This window comes from Geodermatophilus sp. TF02-6 (genome assembly GCF_003319115.1).
Lineage (GTDB): Bacteria > Actinomycetota > Actinomycetes > Mycobacteriales > Geodermatophilaceae > Geodermatophilus.
The window spans coordinates 1-16,195 of record NZ_QOHF01000042.1 but is presented as its reverse complement, the minus strand read 5'-3'; the positions used below and the strand labels follow the sequence as shown (position 1 = coordinate 16,195).

Annotated in this window: 18 protein-coding genes and 1 pseudogene; all 19 read right to left on the bottom strand. The window is 74.9% G+C overall.

Annotated features, from left to right (window positions below):
* A partial coding sequence (locus DQ238_RS22285) for a hypothetical protein (protein ID WP_199506517.1) occupies positions 1 to 861 on the bottom strand: 861 nt, incomplete at its 3' end.
* Positions 848 to 2,890 carry a flagellar biosynthesis protein FlhA gene (flhA, locus tag DQ238_RS22280; RefSeq protein WP_199506516.1) on the bottom strand — a complete coding sequence of 681 codons (2,043 nt, stop codon included), beginning with the start codon at positions 2,888 to 2,890 and terminating at the stop codon, positions 848 to 850. The genes DQ238_RS22285 and flhA, both read right to left, overlap by 14 nt.
* Before the next feature lie 144 nt (positions 2,891 to 3,034).
* Positions 3,035 to 4,180, bottom strand: a complete 1,146-nt coding sequence (locus DQ238_RS22275; protein WP_113783435.1) for a flagellar biosynthesis protein FlhB — start codon at positions 4,178 to 4,180, stop codon at positions 3,035 to 3,037.
* 46 nt (positions 4,181 to 4,226) lie between these two features.
* Positions 4,227 to 4,991 carry a flagellar biosynthetic protein FliR gene (gene fliR, locus DQ238_RS22270; RefSeq protein WP_113783434.1) on the bottom strand — a complete coding sequence of 255 codons (765 nt, stop codon included), beginning with the start codon at positions 4,989 to 4,991 and terminating at the stop codon, positions 4,227 to 4,229.
* A gap of 5 nt (positions 4,992 to 4,996) precedes the next feature.
* Entirely contained in the window at positions 4,997 to 5,272 is a 276-nt protein-coding gene (gene fliQ / locus DQ238_RS22265) for a flagellar biosynthesis protein FliQ (RefSeq protein ID WP_113783433.1), read from the bottom strand.
* Positions 5,269 to 6,120: a flagellar type III secretion system pore protein FliP gene (fliP, locus tag DQ238_RS22260; RefSeq protein WP_113783432.1), complete on the bottom strand. Its 852-nt coding sequence runs from the start codon at positions 6,118 to 6,120 to the stop codon at positions 5,269 to 5,271. Before fliP ends, fliQ begins: the two co-directional genes overlap by 4 nt.
* Positions 6,120 to 6,509 carry a flagellar biosynthetic protein FliO gene (gene fliO / locus DQ238_RS22255; RefSeq protein ID WP_113783431.1) on the bottom strand — a complete coding sequence of 130 codons (390 nt, stop codon included), beginning with the start codon at positions 6,507 to 6,509 and terminating at the stop codon, positions 6,120 to 6,122. The genes fliP and fliO overlap by 1 nt, the downstream gene beginning before the upstream one ends.
* Positions 6,506 to 7,249 (bottom strand): flagellar motor switch protein FliN, encoded by a 744-nt coding sequence (gene fliN / locus DQ238_RS22250; protein ID WP_113783430.1) that lies wholly within the window; start codon positions 7,247 to 7,249, stop codon positions 6,506 to 6,508. The genes fliO and fliN overlap by 4 nt, the downstream gene beginning before the upstream one ends.
* Complete coding sequence (locus tag DQ238_RS22245; RefSeq protein ID WP_113783429.1) at positions 7,246 to 8,241, bottom strand: flagellar motor switch protein FliM; 996 nt, start codon at positions 8,239 to 8,241, stop codon at positions 7,246 to 7,248. Before DQ238_RS22245 ends, fliN begins: the two co-directional genes overlap by 4 nt.
* Positions 8,242 to 8,405: 164 nt before the next feature.
* The gene (gene fliL / locus DQ238_RS22240; RefSeq protein ID WP_113783428.1) at positions 8,406 to 8,894 is read right to left on the bottom strand and encodes a flagellar basal body-associated protein FliL; all 489 of its coding nucleotides are present in this window, start codon (positions 8,892 to 8,894) and stop codon (positions 8,406 to 8,408) included.
* Positions 8,887 to 9,795 (bottom strand): flagellar motor protein MotB, encoded by a 909-nt coding sequence (locus DQ238_RS22235; protein ID WP_113783427.1) that lies wholly within the window; start codon positions 9,793 to 9,795, stop codon positions 8,887 to 8,889. The genes fliL and DQ238_RS22235 overlap by 8 nt, the downstream gene beginning before the upstream one ends.
* A complete protein-coding gene (locus tag DQ238_RS22230; protein ID WP_113783426.1) occupies positions 9,792 to 10,562 on the bottom strand; it encodes a motility protein A in 771 nt (256 codons plus the stop codon). Before DQ238_RS22230 ends, DQ238_RS22235 begins: the two co-directional genes overlap by 4 nt.
* Positions 10,563 to 10,567: 5 nt before the next feature.
* On the bottom strand, positions 10,568 to 10,852 hold the full coding sequence (locus tag DQ238_RS22225) for a flagellar FlbD family protein (protein WP_113783425.1): 285 nt from the start codon (positions 10,850 to 10,852) through the stop codon (positions 10,568 to 10,570).
* A gap of 288 nt (positions 10,853 to 11,140) precedes the next feature.
* Positions 11,141 to 12,361, bottom strand: a complete 1,221-nt coding sequence (locus tag DQ238_RS22220; RefSeq protein WP_113783424.1) for a flagellar hook protein FlgE — start codon at positions 12,359 to 12,361, stop codon at positions 11,141 to 11,143.
* 34 nt (positions 12,362 to 12,395) lie between these two features.
* Complete coding sequence (locus DQ238_RS22215; protein WP_113783423.1) at positions 12,396 to 12,815, bottom strand: flagellar hook assembly protein FlgD; 420 nt, start codon at positions 12,813 to 12,815, stop codon at positions 12,396 to 12,398.
* A 28-nt stretch (positions 12,816 to 12,843) separates the two neighbouring features.
* Complete coding sequence (locus DQ238_RS22210) at positions 12,844 to 14,154, bottom strand: flagellar hook-length control protein FliK (protein WP_113783422.1); 1,311 nt, start codon at positions 14,152 to 14,154, stop codon at positions 12,844 to 12,846.
* Entirely contained in the window at positions 14,151 to 15,155 is a 1,005-nt protein-coding gene (locus DQ238_RS22205; protein WP_113783421.1) for a transglycosylase SLT domain-containing protein, read from the bottom strand. The genes DQ238_RS22210 and DQ238_RS22205 overlap by 4 nt, the downstream gene beginning before the upstream one ends.
* Positions 15,143 to 15,667: a flagellar export protein FliJ gene (locus DQ238_RS22200; RefSeq protein WP_233496215.1), complete on the bottom strand. Its 525-nt coding sequence runs from the start codon at positions 15,665 to 15,667 to the stop codon at positions 15,143 to 15,145. Before DQ238_RS22200 ends, DQ238_RS22205 begins: the two co-directional genes overlap by 13 nt.
* Positions 15,664 to 16,195 (bottom strand): annotated as a pseudogene (locus tag DQ238_RS22195) (EscN/YscN/HrcN family type III secretion system ATPase); the annotation flags it as partial. The pseudogene DQ238_RS22195 and the gene DQ238_RS22200, both read right to left, overlap by 4 nt.

The following is a 16,195-nucleotide window of genomic DNA, read 5'->3' as shown; positions in this document are numbered from 1 at the left end:
GGTCAGGGCGGCGTCGGAGGTGTCGCGGGCCAGGGCGGCGCGCAGCACCTCGGCGATCGCCTCCTCCCGCGAGGTGATCGGCCCGGTGCCGAGGTCGGGCTCGTGCACCCAGTCGGGCACCGGCGCCGCCTGGGCGGCGAGCGGCTGGGGAGCGGGGAACGGCTGGGGGGCGGGGAGCGGCTGGGGAGCGGGGGGCGCCGGCGGGTGCGCACCGAGCGGGGCGGGCACCTCTGCCGCGAGCTCGGGCAGCGGGACCGGCTCGACCGCAGGAACCGACTCGACCGCAGGGACCGGCTCGGCCGGAGGGGCCGGCGCGGGCGCCGGGGTGGCCGCCGCGACCGCCTCCTCCACGGCCTCGCGGACGTCGAGGTCCCCGGCCACCATCTGCGCCAGCGCGGCGGTGAACGGCGAGGGCGGCAGCTCGGCGTCGTCCGCGGCCGGCGGAGCGGCCGGTGCGGCGGGCGCAGGCGACGCCGGTGCTGTGGCGGCGGCCCGCGCCGGGCGGGCCGCGGCGGGCCGGGGGGCGCGCGGCCCCGCCGTCCGCGAGTACAGGCCGACGGCGGACTCGCCGGCGTCGCCGCCGAGGAGGTCGGCCACCTCGTCGACCGGGTCGGGCAGCACCGGGCTCCGGCGCACCGCGGCCTCGATGCGGGCCAGGGACTCGGCGCGGGAGGCCGGCCGGCGCTCGACGGGGGTCGGGGCGGCCTCCTCCACCTCGGCGACGAAGCGCTCGGTGGTGAAGAAACCCATGACCCCGCCGGTGCGGACCCGGCGGATGCCGACGATCCGCACCGACGATCCGTACCTCTCCCGCGCGGCGGCGATGGCGCCCTCGCGCGTGGCGGCCTCAACGGACGGCAAGGGCACCGTTCACCACTCCCAGGGACTCGATCTGGGCCGTCCGGGAGACCTCTGTGTAGGAGACCACCGGCAGGCGGGGGAGGACCTGACGCATCAGGCGGGACAGCGCGCCCCGCACCTGCGGGGAGCACACCAGCACCGGGGAGAGGCCGAGCCGTTCGGCGTCGCTCAGCAGGCCGGTGCAGCCGTTGACCAGCGCGTCGACCGTGCCGGCGTCCAGGGCGAGCACCTGGCCGGCCTCGCTGTGCCGGACCGCCTCGAGCAGCCGCTGCTCGAACGCCGGGTCGAGGGTCATGACGTGCAGCCGGTCGTCGGGCGTGACGTAGGGGTGGCTGATCGCCGAGCCGAGCGCCGCGCGGGCGGCCTCGACCAGCCCGTCGGCGTCGGGAGAGACCCGGGCGCGCACCGACAGCGCCTCGAAGATGCGCACCAGGTCGCGGATGGAGACGTTCTCCGCGAGCAGCCCGTGCAGCACCCGCTGGATCTCGCCGAGGGTGAGCAGCGTGGGGGTGAGCTCCTCGACGACGACCGGGTGGGTGCGGCGGACCATCTCGACCAGCAGCTTCACGTCCTCCCGGCCGAGCAGGTCGGCGGCGTTCTGCCGGACGACCTCGGCCAGGTGCGTGGTGATGACCGAGGAGCGGTCGACGACGGTGGCGCCGGCCATCTCCGCCTGGCGCTGCAGCTCGGCCGGCACCCACTTGGCCGGCAGCCCGAACACCGGCTCGCGGGTGGCCTTGCCGGGCAGCGCGTCGAGCGCGTCGCCGATGGCCAGCACGGTGCCGGCCGGCGAGGTGCCCCGGGCCGCGGGGACGCCGTTGAGCCAGATGACGTACTGCGAGGCCGGCAGGTCGAGGTTGTCGCGGGTGCGCACCAGCGGGATGACCAGGCCGGTGTCCATGGCGACCTTGCGGCGCAGCGCCTTGACCCGGTCGAGCAGGTCGCCGCCGCGGGCGGTGTCGACCAGGTCGACCAGGTCGAAGGCGACCTCGAGCTCGAGCGGGTCGACCCGCATCCTCTCCGCGATCGCCTCGGGGGAGTCGGGCCGGGGCTCGTCGGCGGCGGCGGGCTGGGCCTCGGCGGCGTCGTCCGCGGCCGGCGCCTCGTGCATGCGCGCGGCCATGAGCAGGAACAGCCCGCCGATGACCAGGAACGGCAGCTTGGGCAGGCCGGGGATGAGGCACAGCGCCAGGGCGGCGCCGCCGGCGATGCGCACCGGCTGGCGGAACCGGCCGAGCTGGGCGAGCAGGTCTGAGCCCATGTCGCCCTCGGTGGCCGAGCGGGTGACGATGATGCCGGTCGCGGTGGACAGCAGCAGCGCGGGGATCTGCGAGACCAGGCCGTCGCCGACGGTCAGCAGCGAGTAGGTGGAGACGGCGTCGGCCGGGGCCATGCCGTGCTGCACCACGCCGATCGCGAAGCCGCCGACGAGGTTGATCAGCGTGATGACGATGGCGGCGATGGCGTCGCCCTTGACGAACTTGGAGGCGCCGTCCATCGAGCCGTAGAAGTCGGCCTCGGCGGTGACCTCGGCGCGCCGCCGGCGGGCCTGCGTCTCGTTGATCAGCCCGGCGTTGAGGTCGGCGTCGATCGCCATCTGCTTGCCGGGCATCGCATCGAGGGTGAAGCGGGCGCCGACCTCGGCGACCCGGCCGGCACCGTTGGTGATGACGACGAACTGGATGATCGTCAGGATCACGAAGATCACCAGGCCGACGATCAGCGACCCGCCGATCACGAAGTGCCCGAAGGCCTCGATCACCTTGCCGGCGTAGCCGTCGCTGAGCACCAGCCGGGTCGAGGAGACGTTGAGCGCCAGCCGGAACAGCGTCGCGATGAGGATCAGCGACGGGAAGACGGCGAAGTCCAGCGGCCGCTTGATCTGCATCGCGACCAGCAGGGTGAGCAGCGACGCGGTGATGTTCAGGCCCAGCAGCAGGTCCAGCACCGCGGCGGGCAGCGGCACGACCAGCATCAGGACGATGGCCACCACGCCGATGGGGACGGCGGCCTTCGTCAACCCTCGCACGAGGCACCTCATCGGCAGTCCGGCCGGGGCGGGGCACCGGTGCAGGCGCCGTCCACCCCACCCGTCACACCCGCCCCAGTGAGCGGGCATGGGAAGCAATGCATGCGTCCGCGCCGCCCCGACGCATGTATTGCTTCCCATGCCTCAGGGTGCAGCGGGAAGGCGGCGGCGCCCGGCCCTCGGCAGCCCCTCGACGTCGGGCGGCTCGAAGCCGGGCCGGTGCAGCCCGCCCCGGACGCCGCGGGCCGACAGCTGCATCACGAAGGCGAGCACCCGGGCCACGGCGGTGAACAGCTGGGCGGGGACCTCCTGGCCCAGGTCGCAGCAGGCGTGCAGGGCCCGGGCGAGCGGGACGTCCTGCACCATCGGCACGCGCGCCTCCTCCGCGCGCTCGCGCAGCCTGGCGGCGACCTCGCCGGCGCCCTTGGCGACCACCCGGGGGGCGCCGCGGTCGGCCTCGTACCTCAGCGCGACGGCGACGTGGGTGGGGTTGACCAGCAGGACGTCGGCGGTGGCGACCTCGCTCATCATCCGGCGCGACATCGCCATCTGCGCGGCCCGCCGCTGGCCCTTCACGTGCGGGTCGCCCTCGGAGTTCTTGTGCTCCTGCGCGATCTCGTACCGGCTCATCTTCAGCTGCGACATCGTCTTGCGGCGGACGACGACGTAGTCGGCGACCGCGATCGCCAGCCCGGTGACGGCCACGACGCGGAACATCAGGACGGCGGAGTCGGCGAAGGTGGCGGTGACCGCCGAGAGGGGCAGCGCGCCGGAGGCCGACACCAGCTGCTGCGCCCGGTCGCTGGTGAGCACCACCACGGTGCCCAGCGCGACCGTCTTGACCAGCGCCTTGGCGGCCTCCCAGAGGCCGTGGGTGCCGAAGATCCGCTTCACCCCCGGGAAGGGGTTGAGCTTCTTCAGCGTCGGCGTCAGCGGCTTGGTGGTGACGGTGACCCCGCCCTGGGCGGCCGAGGCGACGACGCCGACCACCATCAGGCCCAGCGCCATCGGCAGCAGCGCCGTCAGGAAGGTGGACAGCGCCTGGCCGAGCAGAGCCGTCGCCGCGCTGGCCTCGGGGTGCGCGACCACCGCGCCGACCTGCACGAACAGCCGGCCCACCCCGTCGTACGCGTCGCCGACCAGCATCGGCAGCAGCACGCTGGCCGCCGCGGCGCCGGTCCACGTGCCCAGCTCCTGGGTGCGGGGGATCTGGCCGTCCTTGCGCGCCTTCTTCAGGCGCTGGGGTGTCGGCTTCTCGGTCCGCTCCCCGCCGGGCCCGTCCTTGGCCATCAGCCCACCACCGGCTCGGCCGGCGGACGTGGCCGGTGCTGCCGCATCACCCGCTCCGCAGGGAGACCATCGCCCGGGTCGCCTGCTCGAGGAGCGTGTCGAGGGCGGGGGGCAGCAGCGGGAAGGTGAGGCCGAGCAGCGCCAGGGTGAGGGTGATCTTCACCGGGAAGCCGATGGCGAAGACGTTCAGCGCGGGCGCGGCGCGGGAGAGCAGCGCGAGCGCGACGTCGGCCAGCAGCAGCACCGCGACCATCGGCCCGGCGATCTGCAGAGCGGCCAGGAACATCATCGAGAACGCGGTGAGCAGCACCTGGCCGAACTGGTCGGCGGGGAAGGAGCCGCCCACCGGCAGCCCCTCGTAGGAGGTGGCGAAGCCGCGCACGATGAGCAGGTGCCCGCCGCTGGTGAACAGCAGCGTCGTCGCCAGCAGGTGGTGCAGCCGGCCGATCGAGGAGCTGGTCGTCATCGACAGCGGGTCGTAGGCCGGCTGCAGCGAGAAGCCGCCGGTGACGTCGATGAGGTCGCCGGCGTACTGGACGGCGGCGAACAGCACCTGGACCACGAAGCCGAGCGCGGCGCCGATGACGACCTCGGTGACCGCGCCGACGACCAGGAACCCCGCCGTCGGCTCGGGCAGGTCGGGGGCGGTGCGGGTCAGCAGGGCCACCGACAGGGCCATCGCCAGCGCGCCCTTGACCGGGGCGGGGATGCTGCGCGAGTTGAACGGCGGCGCGAGCAGCACGAAGCCGGTGGCGCGCGCCGTGCCGAGCAGCAGCGCCGCCAGGGTGACCGCCGGGACCTGGAGGTCCACGGTCGCTACGTCCGGTCGAGCAGCCGCGGCAGCGCGTCGAACAGGCCCTGGGTGAAGCTGACCAGCTCGGCGAGCACCCAGTTGCCCGTGACCAGCAGCGCGATCGCGACCGCGATCATCTTCGGCACGAAGGACAGCGTCGGTTCCTGGATCTGGGTGGCCGCCTGGAACAGCGAGATGAGGAACCCGACCAGCAGGGCGGTCAGCAGGACCGGGGCGGCGACCTTGGCGGCGACCACCATCGTCTGGACGGCGATCTCGGTGACGTCGGCGTCACTCACCCGTAGCTCCCCACCAGCGCCGTGGTGATCAGCGCCCAGCCGTCGACCACCACGAACAGCAGCAGCTTGAACGGCAGGGACACGATCGCCGGCGGCACCATCATCATGCCCATCGCCATGAGCGCGGCGCTGACCAGCATGTCCAGCACGAGGAAGGGGATGAACACGACCAGCCCGATGATGAACGCGCTCTTGAGCTCGGAGAGCACGAACGCCGGCACCAGGGTGGTCATGCTCACCGACTCCTCGTCGGCCGGGGCCTCCTCCCCGGAGAGCCCGACCATGAGTTTCAGCTCGTCCTCGCGGGTGTTGTCGAGCAGGAACCCCTTGAGCGGCACGACGCCGGCGTCGTAGGCCTGCGAGACCGTCATCTGCCCGTCGAGGTAGGGCTGCACCGCCGTCTCGTTGACGTCGGCGAACACCGGGCCCATCACGAACAGCGTCAGGAACAGGGCGATGCCGGTGAGCACCGTGTTCGGCGGCGAGGACTGCATGCCCAGCGCGTTGCGGGTCAGCGACAGCACCACGACGATCTTGGTGAACGAGGTGGCCAGCAGCAGCACCGCGGGGGCCACGGAGAGTACGGTGATCGCGAGGATCAGCGTGACCGAGGTGCTCGGGCTGCCGCCGCCGATGGAGATGTCCACTCCGCCGTCGCCAGCGGCGCCGTCGACGGCGGGGACCGTCGGGGCGGTGGGCTGCGTCGGGGCGGTCGGCGCGGTGGGCGCCGCGGACGCCGGGCCGGCCAGCACCGCGAGGACGACGCCCGCGAGCGCCAGGAGCAGCAGGACCAGGCCCACGCGCCGGGCGAACGGGACGCCCCGGGCGGGGACGGGGGAGGAGGCCATCAGCGGCGGACCGTCCGCTCCCGCAGCTGCGCCACGATCGCCGTCCACCCGCCGCGGTCGAACACCGAGCCGGCGAGCACCCCGGTCGCGGGGGTCGCCGCCGGCTCCCCGGCGGCCGGCTGCCGCTCCCGGAGGGCCTCCTCCACGGCCTCGCCGTCCACCTCGGCGAGCAGGGTGACCTGCTCCTCGGTGGCGCCGACGACGAGCACCCGGTCGGCGATGCGGACGACGGTGACGCTGCTGGCCCGGCCCATGCGCTGCCGGGCGACGACCTCGATCAGCCCGCCCGCCTGGCCGAGCCCGCGCCGCTTCGCCAGCCGCGCGGCGAACCACAGCACCCCGCCGACGAAGGCCAGCGTCAGCACCAGCCGGATCAGCATCCAGGTCATGCCGGCTGCCCGATCTCGGTGGCGGCGTCGGTGACGATCTCGCTGATCCGCAGCCCGAAGTCCTCGTCGACGACGACGACCTCGCCGCGGGCGATGAGCGTGCCGTTGACCAGCAGGTCCGCGGGGGCGCTGGCGGCGCGGTCGAGCTCGACCACCTCGCCGGGGTGCAGGGACAGCAGCTCGCCGACGGTCATGCGGGTGCGGCCGATCTCCACGGTGACCTCCATGGCCACGTGCCGCAGCAGGTCCAGGCTGCCGCGCTGGGCGCGCGGCCCGGGGAGGGTCACCTGCAGCGCGAAGGTGGCCTCGACCGTGGCCCCGCCGGCCAGCAGCGGGACGGCGACGAACGTGCCCTTGTCCCGCAGGCCGTCCATCGCGGTGTCCGGGTCCTCGGTGCGCTCGGAGTCCACCCGCACCCGGCCCAGCGTGGCGGCGGCGGCCTCCAGGGCGGGACGCAGCGCGGCGGCGACGTCCATCCGGCCGACGGGGGAGTTGGCCAGGGCGTCGACGACCTCGGCGGAGACGACGAGGACGACGTCCCCGCTGACCTCGCCGGAGAGCCGGGCGATGACCGCGGCGGCCGCCTGCGCGGGCACCAGGACGGCATCGGGGTCGCTGACCGGCGAGCCCGGGACCAGCTGGGCCGTCGCCGGCACCAGCGCGGCCGCGGCGCCGGCGGCGGAGGCCACGACGGCGATCACGGTCTCGGAGGCCTGCGAGTGCTCCACGGAGGCGGTCATGCGGTGTCCTTCTGGGCGGTGGTCTGAGCGGTGGTCTGAGCGGTGGTCTGGACGCTGGCGGGGGTGGGGACGCTGGCGGGGGTGGGGACGATGGCGGCGGCCAGCCGGCGGCGGTGGTTGCTGGCGATCGCGTAGGCGAAGACCACGTCGTTGGTGGTGACCTCCAGCGGGGCGTCCTGCGGGTGGCGCAGCAGCAGGACGTCGCCGACGGCGAGGGAGAGCAGGTCCTCGGAGGAGACCTCCAGCGGGGCGAACCGGACGCCGACCTCGACCGGCACCTGGGTGAGCCGCTCGGACAGGGCCTCGAAGGCGCGGCGGCGCTTGGCCTGGGCCGACTCCGACAGCTGCGGGGAGGCCGCGTTGCTCAGCGCGGGCGCGAACGAGGAGAAGGGCAGCACGAGGGTGGCCTCGCCGGCGCGGCTGCCGACGCCGAGGGTGAAGGTGGCGACCATGACCGTGTCCGAGCCGGCCGCGGCCTGGGCCAGCTGCGGGTCGTACTCCAGCTCGGAGAGCTCGGGCTGCAGCTCGACGACGTGCGTGAACGCGGCGGTGAACTCGCTGAGCAACCGGCCGAGCAGGTGGTTGGTGATGGCGGTCTCCATCACCGTCATCGGCCGGTCCGGCTGCTCGGCGGCGCCGGAGCCGCCCAGCATGTGGTCGACGGCGGCCATCGCGATGTCCAGCGGGTAGGCCAGCACGCCCTTGCCGGCCAGGGGCTCCAGCGTGAAGGTCGCGATGAAGCACGGGTGGGGCAGCGCGGCCACGTAGTCGTCGTACGAGTGCTGCTCGATGCCCAGGAGCTCCAGCCGGGCGCCGGCGCGCAGCATGGTGGTCAGAGCGGTCGTCGCCTGGCGGGCGAAGGCCTCCTGGGCGATCTGCAGCACCCGGACGTGCTCGCGGGAGAGCTTGGTGGGCCGGCGGAAGTCGTAGGTGCGGGGTTCGCCGCGCCGGCTGCGCCGCAGCGGCGCGGTCCGGGTGTCGGGGCGGGTCACCCTCCCGTCATCGGCGGGAGACGACTGCGCCCTGACCGGCGGCGACGGGCGCTGCCGGTCAGGGCGGACGGCTGTGATGGGTGGTGCGGGAGGGAACTGCGGTGTGGCCCCGTCCAGGGCACCGCCCTGAGCTCGCGAAGGGTAGGTGGGACGGGGTCCTTCTACTACTGGGTCACGTACTCGGTCAGGTAGATGCCCATGACCATCTCGGAGCCGTCCTCGGTGTAGGCCTCGACGATCTGGTGCTCGAGGGACTCCTTGAGCGCGTCGCGGGCGCCGGTGACGTCGGCCGGCTGGGCCTGCGAGTAGGTCGAGATCAGCAGGTCGAGCGCCTCGGACCCGTCGACCCCGCCGCCGTGCCCGCCAGCGGCCTCCTCGGTGAGCTGCAGGGCGATGCCGACCTTGAGGTAGCCGCCGCCGGCCAGGTTCACCGCGACCGGGTCGAGGGCGAGCACCTCCCCGGGCACCGGCTCCTCGGCCTCGGCCTCGCCGCTGCCGGCGAACAGGAAGTAGTAGGCGGCGCCGGCGACGGCGAGCAGGGCGACCAGGCCGATGAGGAGCAGCTTCTTCCTGCCGCCGCCCTTCTCCTCCTCGTCCTCGGGGGTCGCGGCGTCCTTCTTCCCGGCGTCCTTCGCGGCGGTCTTCTCAGCCATGGGTCTCCTCCTGGGCGGTGCCGGCGTCGAGGCCGGGCAGCAGGGCGTTGGCCTCGGCGGAGGCCGTGGACGTGACGACGATGTCGACGCGCCGGTTCACGGTGATCGCGCTCGGGTCGGACGGCGGCACCAGCGGCCGGGTGTCGGCGTAGCCGTTGGCGACCATGCGGTCGCCGGCGATGCCGTCCCCGGCGAGGTACCGGACGACGGTGGTCGCGCGGTAGGCCGACAGCTCCCAGTTCGACGGCCACGGCCCGCCCGGGGTGACCGGCAGGTGGTTGGCGTGGCCCTCGATGCCGAGGGAGCCCGGCAGGTCGCGCAGGGTGGGCGCGACCGCGTCGAGGATCTGCCGCCCCTCGGGCCGCAGCTCGGCGCGCTCGGCGTCGAACAGGACCTGGTCGGCGACGATGTGCACGACCAGCCCGCGCTCGTCGATCTCGTAGCGGGCCGCTCCGGCGTGGCCGGCGGCGGCCAGCGCCGCCTCGATCCGGTCCCGCGCCGCGGCCAGCTGCGCGTACTCGGCCCGGGCCTCGGCGGCGACCTGCTGGGCCTCGGCGAGCGCGGCCTGCGCGGCGGCGGCGTCCACCTGCTCCTGAGAGGGCTGCTGGTCGGGCGCGATGCCCAGGGCGATGTCGGCCGGCGCGGGCAGGCCGTCGAGCACCGCCGGCTGCGGGTTGGTGCTGCCGGTGGAGGCGCTGACCGGGGCGCCGAAGCTGTCGGCCAGGCCGCTGGCCAGCGCGGCGAACTTCGCCCTGTCGATCTGGCTCATCGCGAACAGCACGATGAACAGGCACATGAGCAGGGTGACCATGTCGGCGTAGGAGACCAGCCACCGCTCGTGGTTCTCGTGCTCCTCCTCGTGGCCCCTGTGCCGCCGGCGGCCGTGCCCGCCGGAGCTCACGCGGCTTCCTTGGCGACCTCGCCGGGGGGCACCAGCGCGGTGAGCTTGAGCCGGACCGCCCGCGGGCTGGTCCCGGCCTGGATCTCGGTGATCCCCTCCACCAGCAGCTCCATCTGGGCGGCCTGCAGCTCGCTGATCCGGGTGATCTTGGTGCCCATGGGCAGCCAGAACAGGTTGGCGGTGAGCACGCCCCACAGGGTGGCGACGAACGCGCTGGCGATCAGCGGGCCGAGCGACCCGGGGTCGGAGAGGTTCTCCAGCACGTGGATCAGGCCGACGACGGTGCCGATGATGCCGATGGTGGGGGCGTAGCCGCCCATGGCGGTGAAGAACTTGGCGGCGACCTTGTCCTCGGCCTTCTTGGCGGCGATCTCGGCCTCCAGGACGCCGCGCAGCTCCTCGGGGTCGGTGCCGTCGATGCCCATCTGCAGGCCGCGCTTGAGGAACGGGTCGTCGATCGTCTTGACCTGGGCCTCCAGCGCCAGCAGGCCCTCCTTGCGGGCCTTCTCGGCGAGGGTGACCAGGGTGGCGATGCGGTCGCTGGCCGGCGGCACCTTGGCCGGCATCAGCGCCAGCTTGAACCAGCCGCCGATCTTCTTGACGTCGGCCAGGGCCGAGCCGGCGATGGCGGCGCCGAACGTGCCGCCGAACACCAGGATCAGCGGGGGCAGCAGGACGATCGCCAGCGGGCTGGAGCCCTCGAGGACCATCAGCAGGAGCAGCGAGACCAGACCGAGGGCGATCCCGATCAGGGTGGCCGGGTCCACGGGGCTCAGCGCTCCTCGCGGGCCGGGAAGGGGACGACGGCCGCGTGCCCGTCCTCGTCGGTCGCGCAGACCGGCGAGCGGTAGCTGCCGCGGTCCATCTCGTAGGCGGTGGCCAGGATGCTGGCGCGGTACTCGCGGATCTCGACCAGCACCTCCTCGACGCTCTCCGCCACGACGTACTTCGTGCCGTCGACCAGGAACAGGACGGTGTCGGGGTGGCCCTCGACCCGTTCGACGAGGTCGGGGTTGAGCGCGAACCGCTCTCCGTTCAGGCGCGTCACACGGATCACGGGGAGGTCCTCTGCGTCGGTCGGGGAGGGGAGGGCCGACCGCTCGCGACGGCGGTGCCGGCTGTCTTTGAGTCATCGGCGCCGCGGCGACCCGGCTTGAGCCGAACAGGGCCGCTCACCCCCCCGGGGTGAGGACGGCGGCGGCCCGGTCTCCCCGCGGGGAGGACCGGGCCGCCGGAGGCCTCCCTCCAGGGGCCCGCCACGGCCTCGTCCAGAGGCTCACCCCGAGCGTGCGAGGGGTGAGGAGGACGAGGTCCGTTCACGGTGGGGAGGAGGGAGGTCCTCCATCTACCGCTTGAGGTTGACCAGGTCCTGCAGCACCTCGTCGGAGCTGGTGATGACGCGGCTGTTGGCCTGGAAGCCGCGCTGGGCCACGATCAGCCCGGTGAACTCCTCGGCCAGGTCGACGTTGGACATCTCCAGCGCCCCGGCGGTGAGGGAGCCGCGCCCGCCGGTGCCGGGCGCGCCGATCGCGGGTTGGCCGGAGTTGTCGCCGACCCGGTAGGAGCTGTTGCCGGCCTTGGCCAGGCCGCCGGGGTTGGCGAAGGTGGCCAGCGCCAGCTTGCCGATCGGCTCGCGCAGGTTGTTGGAGTAGACGCCCATGACCGTGCCGTCGCCGCTGAGCGCGATGGACTGCAGGGTGCCCATGGCGTTGCCGTCGACCTCTCCCGGCGTGAGCGAGGAGGCACCGCCGAACTGGCGTACCGCGCCGAGGTCGATCGTGATCGGCCCCGGCCACGTGCCGGTCGACGGGGTGAACGTGACGGTCTGGCCCGCCGTGGGTCGACCCTCGCTGCCCGCTGCCGTGCTGAACGCCAGCGAGGTGGTCTGCGTGCCGCCGGACGCATCGCTGGTGACGACGTCCCACTGGTTGGCGCCGGTCTTGGTGAGCTTCAGGGTGAGCTGCTGCGCGGTCCCCAGGGCGTCGTACACCGTGAGCTGGGACTGGACCGCTGAGGTCGCACCGGCGGCCGCGCCGCTGGACAGGTTGCCCACCACCGCGCCGTTCTGGGTCCGCGTCGGCGCCATCACGTCGCCGAAGGGGACGGTGATGGTGCCGATGGCGCCATTGGTGTCGACCACTCCGTTGGCCGCCGTCCAGCCCTGCAGCAGGGCGCCGTCCGGAGTCACCAGGTGCCCGGCGGAGTCGTAGTTCATCGACCCGGCGCGGGTGTAGAGCTGCTCGTTGCCGGCCCTGGTCACGAAGAAGCCGTCGCCGCTGATCATGAAGTCGGTCGACCGGCCGGTGTTCTGGGTCGAGCCCTGCTCGAAGTTGGTGGTGATGCCGGCGACCTTGACGCCGAGCCCGACCTGCGCCGGGTTGGTGCCCCCGGTCTGCGCGGTGGCCGCCGAGCCGTTGCGCACGACCTGGGACAGGGTGTCCTCGAAGACGGTCTGGCTGCTCTTGAACCCGACCGTGTTGACGTTGGCGATGTTGTTGCCGGTGACGTCGAGCTTGGTCTGGTGGGCCCGCAGGCCGGAGATCGCGGAGAACATGGAACGCAGCACGGGAGACTCCTCGGTGGTTGGGGGAGGGCGGGCGTCAGGGAGTGGGGAGGGAGACCTCGGTGAGCCGGCCGAGGGGGACGGCGACGCCGTCCACCACCGCGCGCGGCTCGTCCCCGGAGATCCGCACCGAGCCGACCGTGCCGGTGACCGTGGCGCCGGTGTCGTCGGTGTAGCTGACCGCGTGGCCGACCAGGGCGCCGGCGGACAGCGAGCGCTGCAGCGCCACCATGGAGGCGTTCTGGGTGGCGATCTCCTCCAGCTTCTCCACCTGGGTGAACGTCGCCGTCTGGGACATGAACTCGGTGGTGCTGGTCGGGTTGTTCGGGTCCTGGTAGCGCATCTGCGCCACCAGCAGCTGCAGGAACACGTTCTTGTCCATCTGGTCGGTGCGGTTCACCGTCGTGGTGGCGGTCGCGGTGGCGGTGCCGCCCACGCCGGCAACGGGGTCGGTCATCGGTCGACTCCTCTCGGACCCGGACGTCTCAGACTCGGATGTCGAGGCCGGACGACGCGGTGGTGGTGACGGGGACCGGCCGGCCCGCGTCGACGTCGGGGCCGCGCAGCCAGGAGCGGGTGCGGCCGTCGGGCTGGGAGTGCCGGCCGCCGCGCTCGCCGGCGGCCTGCTGCTGCGCCGCGGTCGCCGACGACCACCCGCCGCCGTCCTGGTCGACGGAGGCGGTGGTGCAGGTCAGGCCGGCGCTGTGCAGGTCCCGGCGCAGGTCGGGCAGGGCGTCGAGCAGGGCCGCCCGCCCGGCCTCGGTGGCGCCGCGCAGGGTGAGGTCGACCGCGCCGCGGGCGAGCGTCACCTGCACCTCGACCGGCCCGAGGGTCTCCGGGGTGAGCACCACGGTCATCGTGTGCACGCCGTCCGGACCGTGGCGGAGGACGGCGACGTGCGCGGCGACCTGGGTGCCGACCGGGGGCGGCGGGGTCTGCGGGCCCGCCGGTGCGGCCGGCTGGACCGCCGCGGGGGCGGCGGGGGGCGCCGGTGCCGCGACCGCGGTCGCCGCGGCCGCCGGGGCGGTGGCCGGCGCGGGCGCGGCCGCCGGGGTGTCCTGGTCGGGAGTGCCGGCGTCCGTCCCGGCGTCGGCGACGGCCGGTGCCGGGGTGCCCGGCGCGGGAGGCACCGGGACGGTCGGCTCGGGGACGGTCGGTCCAGGAGCGGCCGCGGGGGTGTCCGGTGCGGCGACGACCACGGGGAGGTCCGGCAGCGGGCCGGCCGCGGCGGGCGGCGCGGGCGTCGCGGCGGTGGGCAGGGCGGCCGGCGCGGCGGCGGACGCCGGGGTCGGGCCGGGGGGCGCGGGCACGGCCTGCGCGGACGGCGGGGCGGCGGGGACCGCGTCGCCGCTCACGGCGGCGCCGGCGACCGCGCCGTCCGAGAGCCCCGTCGCGCCGCCCGTGGCCCCGGCCGCCGTGACGCCGGTGATCGCGGCCGCCGTGCCTTCGGCCGCCGGGGCGGCCGGCGCGGGGGTGGTCGCGGGGGTGGTCCCGGCGGTCGTGCCGGGGCCGATGCCGGTGAGCAGCGCCCACAGCCCGGGCGGCAGGCCGGCCGGGGTGAGCGGAAGGTCGGCCGGGTCGTCCGTCGCGGCCCGGTCGCTCGCGGCGTCCGCACCCGCGGGGTCGGCCGGCGCGGCGCCGTCCCGCCCGCCGCCGGCAGCGGCGCCGTCCAGGGCGCCGTCCAGGGCGCCGTCCAGGGCGGAGGCGAAGCGCTCGGCTCCACCGGGGGCGTCGGGGACGGCCGGTCCGGTGGCCGGGGGGACCGCGGGCGCGGCCGGGGCCAGGGGGGTGGTCATCGCAGGGCCTCCGCCCGGTCGGTCACGGCGCGGACGTAGTCCTGGGTCTCGGGGTAGGGCGGGACGCCCCCGGAGCGGCGCACCGTGCCCGGCCCGGCGTTGTAGGCGGCCAGGGCGAGGTCAGTCGAGCCGAAGCGGTCGGTCAGCTGGCGCAGGTAGCGGGCGGCGCCGTCGACGGCCGAGGCCGGGTCGAGCGGGTCCACCCCCAGGCTCGCGGCGGTGGCCGGCACGAACTGCATGAGGCCTTGGGCGCCGGCGGGGGAGACCGCCTGCGCGTCGAAGCCGGACTCCTGCTGCGCGACGGCGGCCAGCAGCGCCGGGTCGACCCCGTGCCGGGCGCCGGCCCGCGCGAACAGGTCCGCGTACGGCACGCCGGCCAGCGAGGAGGACGCCGCCTGCGCCGTCGTCCCGGACGCAGTGGGCAGCACGCGGCGGATCACCGCCGGGTCGCCGACCGGCTGCACCGAGACCGTCTGGCCCTCCTGCGGGGCGGCGATCATCTGCCCGTCGCCGAGGTAGATGCCGACGTGGTCGATGCCCGGCCGTGAGGGGGTGTGGTCGAAGAAGACCAGGTCGCCGGGGCGGGCGTCGGCCAGCGAGGCGACCGCGGTGCCGGCGGTGGCCTGCTGCGAGGAGGTGCGCGGCAGGTCGATGCCGAGGTTGCCGTAGACCAGCTGGGCGAAGCCGGAGCAGTCCAGGCCCGTGGCCGGGTCGGTGCCGCCCCACAGGTAGGGGACGCCGAGGTACCTGCGTGCCTCGGCGACGACCCGGTTCTCCAGGTCGGTGCCCGACGACGCGGTGCCCGCGGTCGCCATCGCGGCCGTGGCGGCGGCGGCGGCCGCGGTGGCGGCGGTCGGGGCCGTCGTGCCGGTGGTCAACCCGGTGGCCGCGGCGGCCGCCGTCCAGCCGGCGTTCGAGGCGGTGGTCGAGGTGCGGGTGGGGGTGAGGAAGCGTGCCTGGATCTCGCTGATCCGGGCCTGCACCGCGGTCAGTCCGTCCACGGCACCTCCTCGGTCGGCTCCGATCCGCCCACATCGGCGATGTGGCCGCCACAGGCCGGCTGTGGCGACCACATCGCCGATGTGGCCGCCGGGGTCCGGCGGCCGGAGCGGCCGGTGACGAGGTCGTCCACGGTCCTCTCCTCGGCAGCCTGCGCGGCGAGGCGGACCCCCTCCAGGTGCCGTTCGCGCAACCGCTCCAGCCCCTTGGTGCGCTGGGCGGCGGCGGTCCAGGCGGCGCGCACCAGCTCGGCCTGCTCGGCCGACGCGGTCGCCAGGGCGCGGGCGGCGGCGGCGTCCTCCGCCGCCACCCGGGCCAGGGCCAAAGTGGCCACAAAGGCCCCGGGGGTGCAGGTGCCCGAAGGGACGGCGGAGGCCAGGGCGGCCTCGGCCGCGGTGGCCCGGCGGTCGGCCTCGGCGGCGGCGCGGGCGGCGTCGGCGGCGGCCAGCGCGGCGGCGCGCTCCTCGGTGCGGCGCAGCTCGAGCACCGGCTGCAGCCGGAAGGCCCGCGTCACGAGCGCACGATCCGGTTGAGCCAGGCCCACGACTCCGCCGCGGGCGTGAGCTCGCCGGTCGGCTGCTGCAGGAACGCCTCGATCTGCGGCGCCAGCGCCCGGGCCCGGTCGACCAGCGGGTCGCTGCCGGCCTGGTAGGCGCCGATCTCGACGAGCTCCTTGACGTCGCGCAGCGCGCCCATCAGCCGGCGCACCTCGCGGGCGTCGGCCATCGCCGGCGGCGGGACGACGGCGGTGGCCACCCGGGAGATCGACTCCAGCACGTCGATCGCCGGGAAGTGGCCGGCGGTGGCGAGCCTGCGGGTGAGCACCACGTGCCCGTCGAGGATGGAGCGGGCGGTGTCGGCGATCGGCTCGTTGTGGTCGTCGCCGTCGACCAGCACCGTGTACAGCCCGGTGATCGAGCCGACCGCGGCGGTGCCGGCCTTCTCCAGCAGCCGGGGCAGCATCGCGAAGACGCTCGGTGGGTAGCCGCGGGTGGCCGGCGGCTCGCCGGCCGACAGGCCCACCTCGCGCTGGGCCATCGCC

Excerpts from the sequence above, each read along its gene's own strand:
- fliP (WP_113783432.1), bottom strand. The coding sequence starts at position 6,120 with ATGGCCTCCTCCCCCGTCCCCGCCCGGGGCGTCCCGTTCGCCCGGCGC.
- fliN (WP_113783430.1), bottom strand. The coding sequence starts at position 7,249 with ATGACCGCCTCCGTGGAGCACTCGCAGGCCTCCGAGACCGTGATCGCC.
- DQ238_RS22215 (WP_113783423.1), bottom strand. The coding sequence starts at position 12,815 with ATGACCGACCCCGTTGCCGGCGTGGGCGGCACCGCCACCGCGACCGCC.
- DQ238_RS22275 (WP_113783435.1), bottom strand. The coding sequence starts at position 4,180 with ATGGCCAAGGACGGGCCCGGCGGGGAGCGGACCGAGAAGCCGACACCC.
- fliO (WP_113783431.1), bottom strand. The coding sequence starts at position 6,509 with ATGACCTGGATGCTGATCCGGCTGGTGCTGACGCTGGCCTTCGTCGGC.
- DQ238_RS22210 (WP_113783422.1), bottom strand. The coding sequence starts at position 14,154 with ATGACCACCCCCCTGGCCCCGGCCGCGCCCGCGGTCCCCCCGGCCACC.
- fliL (WP_113783428.1), bottom strand. The coding sequence starts at position 8,894 with ATGGCTGAGAAGACCGCCGCGAAGGACGCCGGGAAGAAGGACGCCGCG.